The following is a 13,206-nucleotide window of genomic DNA, read 5'->3' as shown; positions in this document are numbered from 1 at the left end:
TTTCCGCCATAATCCGCGTTTCGCCGCGCGCAATCTGTATCATCTGACGCGCGGCCAGGATCAAGCCCAGGTGGTGAAATTGGTAGACGCAGGGGACTCAAAATCCCCCGCCGCAAGGCGTGCCGGTTCGATTCCGGCCCTGGGCACCAGTCTTTCGCAGCGTCTCATGCGCTGCCTCCGTCGAAACCCGCGCAAGCTCGCCGCTTCGCGGGTTTTTTGTTTTTGCCGCACATTCCGCACCGGTGACCGGACGGCAGCCAGCCGCCCGGTACGCTCAGACCGTCAGTTCGCGGACGAAGTCGAGAAACACCCTCACCTTCGCCGCAACGAGGTTCGACGCGTGGTGATACGCATAAAGCGGAAAGGTCTCGTCCGTCCATTCCGGCAGTAACTGGACCAGCCGCCCGTCGGCGAGGATGTCCCGCGCATAGAGCTCGAGCAGTTGCGCGATGCCGACACCGCCCAGGCACGCGCCGAGCAGCCCGCCCGTATCGTTGACCGTCAGCCTGCCGGCGGCGTCGACCGGCACGACTTCCTGGCCGCGATGAAACGCCCATTGGTACGGTCGCCCCGTCACGGGATCGCGGATCAGCACGCACCGGTGACCGTCCGCGAGATCCCGAGGGTGGCGCGGCTCCCCATGACGCGCGACGTAGGCCGGCGATGCGCAGGTCAGCACGCGCGTCTCGAGCAGTAGCCGCGCGCGATATGACGACGGCTCGGGGATACCGAAGCGCACGGCCACGTCGAAGCCGTCGGCGACGAGGTCGCCCATCCGGTCCCGCACGCTGATCTCGACCGACAGGTCGGGAAAGCGGTCGAGAAATTCCGCCATCCGCGGCGCCAGCACGGAGTGGCCGAACGTGCCGTCCACGTTGACCCGCAGCCGCCCCCTCACGCGCGCCTTCGATTGGCCGGCGTCGAGCGCCGCCTCCTCGATGCCGGCCAGCAGCGGCGCGACCGCCTCGTAGAAGCGTCGCCCTTCGTCGGTCAGCGTGATCGCACGCGCCGTCCGGTTGAAGATCCGGATGCCGACCCGCTCTTCCAGCCGGGCGACGGCACGGCTCACCGCCGGTTGAGTCAGCCCCATCGCCTCGCCCGCCCGCGCGAAGGTGCCGGCCTCGATCACCGCGGAGAGCACGCCGATACCGCTGAGCAATCTGCTGTCGAATCCCATGAGACATATTTTCAGTCATTCATTGACTGATCATTATTCATTATTTTTATTCTTCGAGGGCGCCTACAGTAGTCCTGTCGCCGGATCGAACGGCATTCATCCAGTCATCAGGAGCAGAACATGAGCACATCGGAACAGGTCGCCCTCGTCACGGGTTCGTCGCGCGGCATCGGCGCGGAAATCGCCCGCCAACTCGCCCGGGACGGCTTTCGGGTCGTCGTCAACTACGCGGGGGGCGCCGGCCCGGCCCGCGAAGTGGTCGACGCGATCGCCGCCGACGGCGGCCATGCCGTCGCGGTACAGGCGAACGTCGCCGACCCGGCGGCCGTGGTCGCGCTGTTCGACGCCGCCCGCGACGCATTCGGCGGTCTCGACGTGGTGGTCAATTCGGCGGGCGTGATGAAGCTGGCGGCGATCGCCGACTGCGACGATGCGCTCTTCGACGAAACGATCGCGATCAACGTGAAAGGCACGTTCAACGTCTGCCGCGAAGCGGCCAGGCGCGTGCGCGACGGGGGGCGCATCATCAACCTGTCGACCAGCGTGATCGGCATGCGCATGCCGACTTACGGCGTGTACGTCGCAAGCAAGGCGGCGGTCGAAAGCCTCACGCAGGTGCTCGCGCAGGAAATGCGCGGGCGCGGCATCCGCGTGAATGCCGTCGCGCCGGGACCGGTCGCGACCGAGTTGTTCCTGCAGGGCAAGAGCCCCGAACTCGTCGATCGGATCGCGAAGCTGAACCCGCTCGAGCGGCTCGGCCAGCCCGACGACATCGCGCGCGTCGTCGCGTTCCTCGCCGGCCCGGACGGCGCGTGGATCAACGGCCAGATCCTGCGCGCCAACGGCGGCATGTGCTGACGGACTGCTCGCCGCCCCGTCTTTCCGCCATGAGAGCGTTCGTCGAGCCGTCGCACGACGGCGCCGAGGCGGTGTTCCGCGTCGGCGATCGCATCCGCCGCGAAATGTTCAGGAACATCGGGCTCGCCGATCTGCTCGCACCGGGCGTCGGCGATCGAGCGCGATTGGCGCGTCGGGCCGACCGGCGCGTCAATCGCGCGCGCAGAACCGGAGGATCGCATCCGCGACGGCCGCCGGCGCCTCGCGCTGCGGAAAGTGCCCGACGCCGTCGAGCACCGCGCGCTCGTAGCGGCCGGTGAAGAATCGCTCGCGCCCGGCCGAGCTGTCCGGATGATTGCAGGTGTCCGCGCCGCCGTGCAGCACGAGCGTCGGCACGGCCAGCACGGGCGCCGGGTTCAACCGCGCATCGTCGTCGGCATAGGCCGGCGCGCCCGGCGCGAAACCCCAGCGCTGCCGATACGAATGCAGCACGACGTCGATCCAGTCGGGTCCGTCGAATGCAACGGCCGCCGCGTCGAAATCGCTGTCGCGATACCAGCCCGGCGGCGACCACGTATCCCACATCAGGCGCGCAAACGCACGGCGGTCGTCGCGCAGCGCCTGCTCGCCGCGCGGCGTCGCCATGAACCAGTGATACCAGTAGTTGCGCGCCTGCTGCAGCGACAGCGGCTGGGCGGGATCGTTGGTGCCGTACCCGACCGACAGCATCACGAGTTGCGATGCGGCACCGGCGCGCAGCCCGCACGCGTTCGCGGCCGCACGGGCGCCCCAGTCGTGCCCGACCAGCACGGGCCGCTCGATACCGAGCGCATCGACGAATTCGAGCAGGTCGCGGCCGAGCGCCGCGAGCTGGCCGCTGCGCGGCACGGACGCGTCGCGAAAGCGCGTCGGCGCGAAGCCGCGCAGTGCGGGCGCGAGCACGCGGTAGCCGCGTGCCGCGAGCGCCGCGGCCACCGCCTCCCAGCCGACCGGGCTGTCCGGCCAGCCGTGCAGCAGCACGGCCACGCGTTCGCCGCGCGGGTTCCATTCGAGATAGGCAATGTCGAGCGACGCGGTCGTCGCATACGCATAGGTCGTCATCGTGTCCTCCGTCAGGTCAGCATGAACCTACGATCGTAGGTCGGCCTTTCATCACGATTCGCGGAGTATCATGATTCACTCATCAGATATTTCGTTGAATCGATCCATGGAACCGCCGACCGCCCCCGCGTCGACCGCACTCGACATCGCGCTGCTGCGCACCTTTCTCGAAGTCGTCGACAGCCGCGGGTTCGCGCCGGCCGCGGAGCGCCTCGCGCTCACGCCGTCCGCCGTGAGCGGCCACATCAAACGGCTCGAACAGGCGGCCGGCACCGTGCTGCTCGCGCGCACGACGCGCCGGATCGCACTCACGCCGGCCGGCGACACGCTGTATGCATACGCGCGCAACATCGTCGACATGGAGCGCGAGGTGCGCGCGCGGCTGCGCGGCGCACCGGCGCACGGGCCGCTGCGGATCGGCGCGTCGGAGGATTTCGCGGGCACGTGGCTGCCGCAGGTGCTGCGCACGTTCCGCGACGGCCATCCGCGTACGTCGATCGAACTGAAGGTCGGCATCACCGCGTCGTTGCTGCGGGAGCAATCGCTGGGCCGGCTCGACGTCGTGTTCGGCAAGCAGTGCCGACAGGTCGACACGCCAGGCGAACTGCTGTGGGAGGAGCCGCTCGTATGGGCCTACGCGGCCGATACGGCGCTCGACGCCGAGGAAGGCGTGCCGCTCGCGCTGTTTCCGGAACCGTGCGTGTATCGGCAAGCCGCGGTGTCCGCGCTCGCCGCGGCGCTGCGGCCGTTTCGCGTGCTGTTCGAAAGCGCGAGCATGGCCGGCTGCATGTCGGCCGCGCTCGCCGGCTTCGCGGTCACGGCACTCGCGCGCAGCCAACTGCGCGACGGCCTGCGCGCGTGCGGGCCGCACGACGGCCTGCCGGCGCTGCCGGCCGCACGCTTTTACGCCTTCGCGTCGAAACCCGACGGCGCCGGCGCCGCGCTGATCGACGCGGTGCGGGCCACCGGGCGCACGCGGCAGTTCGCCGCCTGAGCACGCGCGGCGCGCGGACACCGGCACGGTGCCGCGCTCAGGCGCCGCCGCTCGCGCCCGCGTCGTTCAACGCCTGCGCCATCAACTCCGCGAACCACTCGATGAACGCGTTGAGCCGCCGCGAGCGATGCCGCCGGTGCGGATACACGGCCGACACGTCCATCGGCTCGGCGCGATGGCCGGGCATCACGTCGACGAGCGCGCCGCTTGCCAGCAGATGCTCGACGTCGAAGCGCGGAATCTGGATCAGCCCCATTCCCGCGACGCAACTCGCGATGTAGGTTTCGGCGTTGTTGACGATCACGCGGCTCGGCAGCGTCAGCATGTGCCGCCGCCCATCGGCGCAGTATTCCCAGCCGAGCTCGCGCCCCGTCGTCGGCGACGCATAGCCGACCGCCCAGTGCCCGTGCGCGAGCGCATCCGGACGCTCGGGCACGCCGCATTCGCGCAGATAGTCGGGGCTCGCGCAGTTGATCAACGTGAATCGCCCGAGCGGCCGCACGACGAGGCTGCTGTCCGTGAGCCGCCCGACGCGGATCGCGCAATCGACGCCCTCCTGCACGAGGTCGATCGTGCGGTCCGTCGACCCGAGCGACAGTTGCAGCTTCGGGTAGAGGCGAAACAGCGACGGCAGCGCGGGCGCCACGACGCGGCGCGCGATCCGGCTCGGCACGTCGACGTTCAGCCGCCCGACCACGTCGCGGTCGCGGCGCCGGAACAGGCGGTCGAGTTCGTCGGCCTCCGCGAGCAGGCGCCGGCCGCGTTCGAGCAGCAGCGCACCGTCGGCGGTCGGCTGCACCTGGCGCGTCGTGCGGTGCAGCAGCCGCGTGCCGAGCGCCGTCTCGAGCTGCTGGACGGCCGCCGACACAGTCGCGCGCGGCACGTCGAGCGCATGCGCGGCCTTGATGAAGCTGCCCATCTCGGCAACCTGCAGGAAGATCCTGACCTGATCCAGCTTGTCCATCGGCGGGAAACCCGGGTTCGAACGACGCTCACCGCCGCCTCGCCGCGCATCGCGGCCGGCTTCGGCGGCACGAAAAAAACGGGCGCGCGGCCTCGTGGCCGCGCGCCCGTCCATTGTCCACGCAAACGCGCCAGTGCGGTGCGCCGCGCGGCCGCAAGCGGCCCGGTTACTTGGTCGTATAGCCGCCGTTGATCAGGATCGTCTGGCCGGTGATCCACCAGCCGTCGGTCACCAGATGGCGGATGAACGGCACGACATCCTCGATGTCCGTCAGCCCGGTCTTGCTGAACGGCGACAGCGCGGCGGCCGTCTTGTGATACGCGACCGCATCGGCGCCTTCGGCCGGATAGAAGAACGGCGTATCCATCGGGCCCGGCCCGACGGCGGTGACCGAGATCCCGCGCGCGCCGTACTCCTTCGACGCCGCGCGCGTGAAGTGCTCGACCGGCGCCTTCGATCCTTCGTATGCCGCGTAGAACGGCGTGAACGCGCCGAGCAGCGACGTCACGAGCGTGACGAGCTTGCCGTGATCCTCGAGGTGCCGGCCGGCTTCCTTGATGAAGAAGAACGCCGACTTGCTGTTGACCGCGAACATCTCGTCGTACTCGGCCTCGCTGATCTCGGTGAACGGCTTCTTCAGCACCTTGCCGACCGTGTTGATCGCGATGTCGATCTTGCCGAAGCGCTGCTTCGCGTCGGCGAACAGCTTCTCGACCGCGGCAGCCGTCGTCAGGTCCGCCTGGAACGTCGCGGCTTGCGCGCCGGCCGCGCGCACCGCGGCGGCCGTCTCCTCGGCCTGCGCCTGCGACGCCGCGCTGTTGTAGTGAATCGCCACCGCCTTCGCGCCGTGGCCCGCCAGGTCCCGGGCGATCAGGCCGCCGAGATTCTTCGCGCCGCCTGCGATCAGGACGACCTTGTCTGCGAGCGTATGAGTTGCCACGGTTGACTCCTTTTTTCGTTGAACGAAGCTAGGAGTGTAGGCATGCGCGACGCGCCGATCAGCCGGCCGCGGCTGGATGGATTATCCAGAAAAACGTTCCAATCGGAGCCGCGCAATGTTGCCTTCCGTACCGACGGCGACACCGGATTCTGCCGTGGATTGCGCGGCCGCCGGCCGGCTCAGCGCGCGTGCAGCGCCGCGTCGATCTTGCCGAGCAGCCACTGCATGCCGGCCAGATGCTGCTGGTCGTGGCTGCACAGGTAATGGACGAGCCCGCGCACGGTCAGCGGGCCGTAGCCGTCGAATTCGCCGGTACGCGCGAATTGTTCGGGCGTGAGGCGCGACAGCAGCGCCAGCGTCTCGCGCCGTGCATCGCGGATCGCGGCGAGCACGTCGGACGCATACGCGTCGTTGTAGCGCCGCTCGCTCGCGAGCGCGTCGCCGTCGATCGAGACGAGCAGCGGCCGGTCTTCGTCGAGCATGCGCCGCAGCCGCACGTGGTAGCCGTCGATCTCGATGTCGCGCACGTGGCAGAGCTGGCCGAGCGGCGAGAAATGCTCGCTCGGGATGCCGGTCCAGTCGTCGGGCGTCCAGCGCGCATAGCCGTCGGGTACGGCCGCGAAATGCGCTTCGAGCTGACGGGGGAAATCGGCGAGTGCGTCGAGCGTCGTCGGGTTCATGCAGAAGCCTCCCTGTCGGATAAAGGCGGGCGGCAACCCTGGCACGGGCCTGCCGCCGCCGTTGCGTCACTTCACGCTGAAGCCATACGCGCCCTGCGTGCGATGCCCGTCGGTCGCGACGGCCACCCATTTCACCGTATACGCGCCCGGGCCGGGCGCCGCGAGCGGCACCGTCATCCGCTTGCGGTTCGACGCGTCGACGCGTGCGCGGCCGTCCGACACCGTCTTGCCGTCGCCGTCGACGACGACGATCGAGCTGAACGCCGGCTCCAGCGGCTCGGTGAAGTCGATCGTGACGGCCGCCGGTGCGGCAGCCAGCGCCGCGCCCGCCGCCGGGTCGCCCTTCGCGAGATGCGCGTGCGCGAACGCGGCCGACGAAACGGTCGCGGCCACGATGACGGCGGCCGCGCGGCGACCGAACGGGAATGAATCGAAACGCATGGGCTGTCCGTGAAGAATGAACCGGCGCTGCGCACCGCGCAGCGTTCCGGCAGCTTACCAGCGCGTGCGCGTTCATGCCGGCCATGCGCCGCCGCTTGATAGAATGCGCGCGCTATGGATCTCGAAAGCATTCTCTACACGCAGGGCTTCGGCTCGCGCCGCCAGTGCCGCGGCCTGATCGAGGCGGGCCGCGTCGCCGTCGCGGGCGCCGCCGCGACCGACCCGGACGCCACCTTCGACACCGACGGCCTCGTGTTCTCGGTCGACGATACGGCGTGGCCGTTCCATGCGCGCGCGTATCTCGCGCTGAACAAGCCGGCCGGCTACGAGTGTTCGCGCGACCCGCAGCACCATGCGAGCGTGTTCAGCCTGCTGCCGGCGCCGCTCGTCGCGCGCGGCGTGCAGTGCGTCGGCCGGCTCGACCAGGACACGACCGGCCTGCTGCTGCTGTCGGACGACGGCCAGTTCGTGCATGCGTACACGTCGCCGAAGCGCAAGGTGCCGAAGACCTACGTCGCGACCGTGCGCCACCCGCTCGACGACGCGCAACTGCACGCGCTGCGCACCGGCGTGCAACTGCATGGCGAGCCGAAACCGATCGCGGCCGTCGCCGCGGACGCCCGCGACACGCATGCACTCGCGCTGACCGTGCTCGAGGGCAAGTACCACCAGGTCAAGCGAATGGTCGCGGCGGCGAGCAACCGCGTCGAATTGCTGCACCGCGAAAGCATCGGCGGCTTCGCGCTGCCGGCCGATCTCGCGCCCGGCGCATGGCGGTGGCTCGACGAAGCGGACCTCGCCGCGCTGCGCAATCCCGTCAAAACCCTGTAAGGGAAAATCCGCACGACCGTTCGGTGTCCGGCCGCCGCTCGGCCGCAGGTTCCCCCGCTATACTCGAATCACAAGCTGCAAGAGCAGCGATGCAGGGGGGACATCATGAACATCAACCATTCTTTCGAACTGTCGTCCGTGATGATCGCGTTCGCGGTCATCGGCGTCATCGTGATCGGCGGCCTGCTGGCCGCGATGCATCTGAAGCACAAATATCATCCGAACCTGATCGGCGCGCTGATCGGTGCGCTGCTGTGCTTCCTGCTGATCGAGGCGCTACCGGCGCTCACCTGATGCGCTGCCCGGCGCGAGCGTTTGAAGGAAATCGTCTACGGTCGGATAGCGCAACGTCACGCACAATTCGGCCTTGAGCCGCGTGTTGGACAGCCGCCGCGACTCGCGCATGAACGACAGCAGCGTCGGCTCGAGCAGACGCTCCGCGTCCGCGCGGCTGACGCGCGGCGGCTTCGGCAGGCCGAGTGCCCGCGCGACCCGGTCGAAATACTCTCCCATCCGCAGTTCGGTGTCGTCCGACGCGTGCACGACGCGCGCCGGCTTGCCGCGCTCGGCCGCACGACGCAGGATCGCCGCGAGATCGTCGGCGTGAATGTGGTTCGTGTACACGTCGTCGGCCGGCTCGAGCGCCGGCGTGCCGCGCTCGAGCCGCGCGATGGGCAGACGGTTCGCCGCATAGATGCCGGGAATGCGCACGATGCGCGCGGACAGCACGCCGCGCACCGTCGCCGCACGCAGTTGCCGCTCGGCCGACACGCGCCGGAACGCGCGCGGATTCGCGGGGCGCGGCGGGTGCGTTTCGTCGATGCGCGCGCCGCCGCAGTCGCCGTAGACGCCCGTCGTACTGGCGTAGACGAGCCTCGGCGCGCGAAGGCCGTCGGGTACAATACGCGCTGCCCGAACGGGCGCGCCGGCCTGTCGCGCAGCGGTGCGCAGCGTTCGGAGCCGGCCGAGCGCCGGTGCCGGCGGCGTCGCCGGCCGGCGCGCGGGCATGGACGTTGCGGCGATCAGCGCACGCGTGCGCCGATCGTCGCGGCCGTCGGACTGCGGCGGCGCGAGATGCAGGATCGTGCGGGCGAGGCCCGCGAGACGGGCGAGCGTCGCCGGGCGATCGAGGTCGCCGACGATCGGCGTCGCGCCCGCGGCGCGCAGTTCGTCGCGGCGGGCCGGGTGGCTCGTCAGTGCGAGGATGCGCGGATTGCGGCGCGTGTCGCGCCATTGCGCGACGCAGCGCATGCCGACGTCGCCGCAGCCGACGATCAGTACGCGCGGCCGGCGCAGGATTCGAGTCGCGATCATGTTGGTTGCGAAATCAGTAGCCGCCGTTGCGCGACGCGCAACGGCTTTGCATTGTAGCTGCCGTGCGCGACATGCACGGTCCCCCCATTTTGTTCTAGTTTGGTTCTATGGCATTCAACGTCACTCTCAAGCAAAGCGGCCGGCAATTCCAGGTCGAGTCGGACGAAACCGTGCTGGCGGCCGCGCTGCGCCAGAACGTCCATTTGCCGTACGGCTGCAAGAACGGCGCGTGCGGCTCATGCAAGGGCCAGATCGTGTCGGGCCAGATCGAACAGGGCCCGCACGCCGCGTCGGCGCTGTCCAACGACGAACGTACGCGCGGCCTCGCGCTGCTGTGCTGCGCGAAGGCGCAATGCGATCTCGAGATCGACGTGCGCGAGATCGCCGGCGTCGACGGCGTGCAGGTCAAGAAGCTGCCGTGCCGGATCGCCGCGCTCGAACGCAAGGCGGACGACGTGATGGTCGTGAAGCTGCAGTTGCCTGCCAACGAACGCCTGCAGTACCTCGCGGGCCAGTACGTCGAGTTCATCCTGAAGGACGGCTCGCGCCGCAGCTACTCGATGGCGAACGCGCCGCACGAGGAGGGCCCGATCGAGCTGCACATCCGCCACATGCCGGGCGGCAAGTTCACCGATCACGTGTTCGGCGCGATGAAGGAGCGCGACATCCTGCGCTTCGAAGGCCCGCTCGGCACGTTCTTCCTGCGCGAGGATTCCGACAAGCCGATCGTGCTGCTCGCGTCGGGCACCGGCTTCGCGCCGATCAAGGCGATCATCGAGCACGTCAAGCATTCGGGCATCACGCGCCCGATGACGCTCTACTGGGGCGCGCGCCGCAAGAAGGACATCTACCTCGCCGAGCTCGCCGAGCAGTGGGCGCGGGAGATCCCGAACTTCAAGTACGTGCCGGTGCTCTCCGAGCCGGACGACGCCGACCAGTGGACGGGCCGCACCGGCTTCGTCCATCGCGCGGTGATCGAGGACCTGCCCGATCTGTCCGGCCACCAGGTGTATGCGTGCGGTGCGCCGGTGATGGTCGAATCCGCGCAGCGCGACTTCACGCAGCACCACGCGCTGCCCGCCGACGAGTTCTACGCCGACTCGTTCACGAGCGCCGCCGATCTCGCGCATCCGGTCTGAGCACCGGGCGCGCCCGCGCCTGCGCTGCGCGCCGCCTGTGTCACATCCGTGGCATCGCGGCGGTTTACAGTGGGGCGCGGGATGCCTTATGCTTGCGCACATGAACCGCTTCCTGTCCGCTCTCCGACGTCGCCGCTCGCCGCTCCGCCCGGATGCCGCCGGCTCGTCACGGACTCGCGCGTAACCCTCCTCCGCTTCACCGGTTACGCACAAGCTGTTCGACCCACCAGCCACGGCCTTCCGTGGCTTTTTTATTGCCCGTTTCCCTTTCAACGTCCGCTGGAGTCTGCTGCCATGCCCCTGAACGATTATCCGATCGACTCGCTGATGTACATCACGAACCGCCCCGACATCGTGTTTACGCACGGCAAGGGTTCGTGGCTCTACGATCACACGGGCAAGCGCTATCTGGACTTCATCCAGGGGTGGGCCGTCAACAGTCTCGGCCACTGCAACGACGGTGTCGTCGAAGCACTGAAGACGCAGGCCGAGAAACTGCTGAACCCGTCGCCGGCGTTCTACAACGAGCCGATGGCGAAGCTCGCGGGCCTGCTCACGCAGCACAGCGTGTTCGACAAGGTGTTCTTCACGAACAGCGGCGCCGAGGCGAACGAAGGCGCGATCAAGCTCGCGCGCAAGTGGGGCCGCAAGTTCAAAAACGGCGCGTACGAGATCATCACGTTCGACCACAGCTTCCACGGCCGCACGCTCGCGACGATGTCGGCCAGCGGCAAGCCGGGCTGGGACACGATCTACGCACCGCAGGTGCCGGGCTTCCCGAAAGCCGAGCTGAACAACATCAACTCGGTCGAGAAGCTGATCACCGACAAGACCGTCGCCGTGATGCTCGAACCGATCCAGGGCGAAGGCGGCGTGATTCCGGCGACGCGCGAATTCATGCAGGCGCTGCGCGCGCTGACGAAGCAGCACAACCTGCTGCTGATCGTCGACGAAGTGCAGAGCGGCTGCGGCCGCGCAGGCACGCTGTTCGCATACGAACTCGCCGGCATCGAGCCGGACATCATGACGCTCGGCAAGGGCATCGGCAGCGGCGTGCCGCTCGCGGCGCTGCTGTCGAAGGCCGATGTCGCGGTGTTCGAGGCCGGCGACCAGGGCGGCACGTACAACGGCAACCCGCTGATGACGGCGGCCGGCTATTCGGTCATCTCGCAGCTCGTCGCGCCCGGCTTTCTCGAAGGCGTGCGTGCACGCGGCGAGTATCTCAAGCGCAAGCTGCTCGAGCTGTCGGAGGAGCGCGGCTTCGAGGGCGAACGCGGCGAAGGCCTGCTGCGCGCGCTGCTGCTCGGCAAGGACATCGGCCCGCAGATCGTCGAGAAGGCGCGCGACATGCAGCCCGACGGCCTGCTGCTCAACGCCGCACGCCCGAACCTGCTGCGCTTCATGCCCGCGCTGAACGTGACGACCGACGAAATCGACCAGATGATGGCAATGCTGCGGTCGATCCTCGACACGCTGTAAGGAGACCGCCGCGATGGATGCCGCCGCCGATGCTGTCGTTATCCGCCCGTTCGAACGCGCCGACACCGATGCCGTGCTCGCGGTATGGCGCGACGCGTTCCCGCAGTACGACGAACCCGGTGGGCCGCCGCACCGCGATCCGCTGCGATCGATCGAGCTGAAGCTCGCGACGCAGCCGGAACTGTTCTTCGTCGCGGCCAGCGGCGCGCGCGTCGTCGGCACGCTGATGGCCGGGTTCGACGGACATCGCGGCTGGCTCTACTCGTTCGGCGTCGCGCACGACGCGCGCCGGCTCGGCGTCGGCCGCGCGCTGATCGCGCATGCGGAAAGTGCGCTCGCCGCGCGCGGCTGCCTGAAGATCAACCTGCAGGTGCTGCCCGGCAACGACGACGCGTGCCGCTTCTACGCGGCGCTCGGCTATCGCGTCGAGGAACGCATCTCGTTCGGCAAGACGCTGCCGGCCGCCCGACACGGCCGGCCGTCGCCTCCGTTCAGCGCGTGATCGGCCCCGCGCCCGGCAGCGGGTTGCCGAGCGCGTCGGTCGGCACGGCCTGCTGCTCGAATGCCGCGAAATACGCGGCCCATTGCGTGTCGCTCACGCGTACGATCAGCGCGCCGTCCTGCCACACGTCGTTGTGATCGTTGTGATCGTCGCCGGCGCGGTGCAGATAGTTCGCGCCGGTCGAGCCCTGGTTCATGTGCGTGTCGTGGATGCCGTTGCCTTCCCTGTAGGTGCGACCGAACACGACGACGTCGAGCCCCTGCGACTGCGCGGCGTTCACGAGCCGCAGCAGCGACGGAATCGGCTCCGGATGCTCGGTGCCGTCCATCACCGCGCTCGCGCGCCACGCGCCGGTCTCGTCCAGGATGTCGCTGCGCAGGTAGTCGAGCGCGGGCAGCGCGGCCTGCCCCGTCAGGTCGGTATAGCCTTCGGCCGCGGCGGCGAGCGTCTGCGTGACCGGATGGTGGAAGTCGTAGACGAGCTTGTAGTTCAGCAAGTCGTCCGCGTCACTGGTACCGACGTTGATCGCGACGTCCCAGTCGCCGGTCGGCAGCGCCAGCGTCAGGTGGACGTGATACTGGATCTCGCTGCCGTGCGGCGAGCCCTTCAACTTCGCCACCGACGTCACCTTCGCCTTCACGAAACCGTAGTTCAGACTCATCCGTGTTCTCCGTGCCCGATGGGTCATCGATGTTACGCGGCCCGCGTGTCGGTTTGCCGACGGCCAGCCGCATGCGCGGCGCAACAGTCGAATGGCGTCGGCCTTGCGCGCATAGTTCGACGCGAATCGCGCAACACGAAAAAAAG

15 protein-coding genes, 1 tRNA gene and 1 pseudogene are annotated in these 13,206 nt (G+C 68.8%); 9 read left to right on the top strand and 8 right to left on the bottom strand.

All coding sequences use genetic code 11. The annotated features are described in order from the left end of the window. Positions 1–64 precede the first annotated feature (64 nt). A tRNA-Leu gene (locus HWX62_RS21225) sits at positions 65–149 on the top strand. Positions 150–274: 125 nt separating this feature from the next. On the opposite strand, the gene HWX62_RS21220 is transcribed toward HWX62_RS21225, so the two are convergent. Further along, the gene (locus HWX62_RS21220) at positions 275–1,177 is read right to left on the bottom strand and encodes a LysR family transcriptional regulator (RefSeq protein ID WP_175930484.1); all 903 of its coding nucleotides are present in this window, start codon (positions 1,175–1,177) and stop codon (positions 275–277) included. A 120-nt stretch (positions 1,178–1,297) separates the two neighbouring features. On the opposite strand from HWX62_RS21220, the gene HWX62_RS21215 reads away from it, so the two are divergent. Together HWX62_RS21215 and HWX62_RS33330 are read left to right on the top strand one after the other, a co-directional pair. Continuing rightward, positions 1,298–2,035, top strand: coding sequence for an SDR family oxidoreductase (locus tag HWX62_RS21215; RefSeq protein WP_175930483.1), 738 nt, complete (start codon positions 1,298–1,300; stop codon positions 2,033–2,035). Then, positions 2,025–2,187 (top strand): annotated as a pseudogene (locus HWX62_RS33330) (oxidoreductase); the annotation flags it as partial. The gene HWX62_RS21215 and the pseudogene HWX62_RS33330, both read left to right, overlap by 11 nt. A gap of 37 nt (positions 2,188–2,224) precedes the next feature. On the opposite strand, the gene HWX62_RS21210 reads toward HWX62_RS33330, so the two are convergent. Further along, positions 2,225–3,115 carry an alpha/beta hydrolase gene (locus tag HWX62_RS21210; protein ID WP_175930482.1) on the bottom strand — a complete coding sequence of 297 codons (891 nt, stop codon included), beginning with the start codon at positions 3,113–3,115 and terminating at the stop codon, positions 2,225–2,227. Between the two features lie 106 nt (positions 3,116–3,221). On the opposite strand from HWX62_RS21210, the gene HWX62_RS21205 reads away from it, so the two are divergent. Then, the gene (locus tag HWX62_RS21205; protein WP_175930481.1) at positions 3,222–4,109 is read left to right on the top strand and encodes a LysR substrate-binding domain-containing protein; all 888 of its coding nucleotides are present in this window, start codon (positions 3,222–3,224) and stop codon (positions 4,107–4,109) included. Positions 4,110–4,146: 37 nt separating this feature from the next. Here HWX62_RS21205 and HWX62_RS21200 read toward each other — a convergent pair whose 3' ends face one another. From HWX62_RS21200 to copC, 4 genes are all read right to left on the bottom strand, one after another. After that, positions 4,147–5,073: a LysR family transcriptional regulator gene (locus HWX62_RS21200; RefSeq protein WP_175930480.1), complete on the bottom strand. Its 927-nt coding sequence runs from the start codon at positions 5,071–5,073 to the stop codon at positions 4,147–4,149. A 166-nt stretch (positions 5,074–5,239) separates the two neighbouring features. Continuing rightward, on the bottom strand, positions 5,240–6,013 hold the full coding sequence (locus tag HWX62_RS21195; RefSeq protein ID WP_175930479.1) for an SDR family oxidoreductase: 774 nt from the start codon (positions 6,011–6,013) through the stop codon (positions 5,240–5,242). 179 nt (positions 6,014–6,192) lie between these two features. After that, entirely contained in the window at positions 6,193–6,693 is a 501-nt protein-coding gene (locus HWX62_RS21190; protein WP_175930478.1) for a DinB family protein, read from the bottom strand. Positions 6,694–6,759: 66 nt separating this feature from the next. Beyond that, complete coding sequence (copC, locus tag HWX62_RS21185; RefSeq protein WP_175930477.1) at positions 6,760–7,134, bottom strand: copper homeostasis periplasmic binding protein CopC; 375 nt, start codon at positions 7,132–7,134, stop codon at positions 6,760–6,762. Positions 7,135–7,248: 114 nt separating this feature from the next. Here copC and HWX62_RS21180 point away from each other — a divergent pair, with 114 nt between their 5' ends. Both HWX62_RS21180 and HWX62_RS21175 read left to right on the top strand, forming a co-directional pair. Then, positions 7,249–7,965: a 16S rRNA pseudouridine(516) synthase gene (locus tag HWX62_RS21180; protein WP_175930476.1), complete on the top strand. Its 717-nt coding sequence runs from the start codon at positions 7,249–7,251 to the stop codon at positions 7,963–7,965. 105 nt (positions 7,966–8,070) lie between these two features. Then, a complete protein-coding gene (locus HWX62_RS21175; protein ID WP_050017523.1) occupies positions 8,071–8,259 on the top strand; it encodes a hypothetical protein in 189 nt (62 codons plus the stop codon). On the opposite strand, the gene HWX62_RS21170 is transcribed toward HWX62_RS21175, so the two are convergent. Beyond that, positions 8,242–9,279, bottom strand: a complete 1,038-nt coding sequence (locus HWX62_RS21170) for an NAD-dependent epimerase/dehydratase family protein (protein ID WP_175930475.1) — start codon at positions 9,277–9,279, stop codon at positions 8,242–8,244. The genes HWX62_RS21175 and HWX62_RS21170 overlap by 18 nt on opposite strands. Positions 9,280–9,386: 107 nt before the next feature. On the opposite strand from HWX62_RS21170, the gene HWX62_RS21165 reads away from it, so the two are divergent. From HWX62_RS21165 to HWX62_RS21155, 3 genes are all read left to right on the top strand, one after another. Next, positions 9,387–10,418, top strand: a complete 1,032-nt coding sequence (locus HWX62_RS21165) for a CDP-6-deoxy-delta-3,4-glucoseen reductase (protein ID WP_175930474.1) — start codon at positions 9,387–9,389, stop codon at positions 10,416–10,418. Between the two features lie 294 nt (positions 10,419–10,712). After that, positions 10,713–11,897 carry an acetylornithine transaminase gene (locus tag HWX62_RS21160; RefSeq protein ID WP_175930473.1) on the top strand — a complete coding sequence of 395 codons (1,185 nt, stop codon included), beginning with the start codon at positions 10,713–10,715 and terminating at the stop codon, positions 11,895–11,897. A gap of 13 nt (positions 11,898–11,910) precedes the next feature. Continuing rightward, complete coding sequence (locus HWX62_RS21155; protein WP_175930472.1) at positions 11,911–12,399, top strand: GNAT family acetyltransferase; 489 nt, start codon at positions 11,911–11,913, stop codon at positions 12,397–12,399. On the opposite strand, the gene HWX62_RS21150 is transcribed toward HWX62_RS21155, so the two are convergent. Further along, complete coding sequence (locus HWX62_RS21150) at positions 12,389–13,060, bottom strand: DUF2278 family protein (protein ID WP_175930471.1); 672 nt, start codon at positions 13,058–13,060, stop codon at positions 12,389–12,391. The genes HWX62_RS21155 and HWX62_RS21150 overlap by 11 nt on opposite strands. Positions 13,061–13,206: the final 146 nt, after the last annotated feature.

The organism is Burkholderia sp. BCC0506 (genome assembly GCF_902833145.1).
In the GTDB taxonomy this organism is placed as follows: Bacteria; Pseudomonadota; Gammaproteobacteria; order Burkholderiales; family Burkholderiaceae; genus Burkholderia.
Note: the sequence above shows the minus strand (reverse complement) of the source record. Positions and strands in the feature narration are given on the sequence as shown.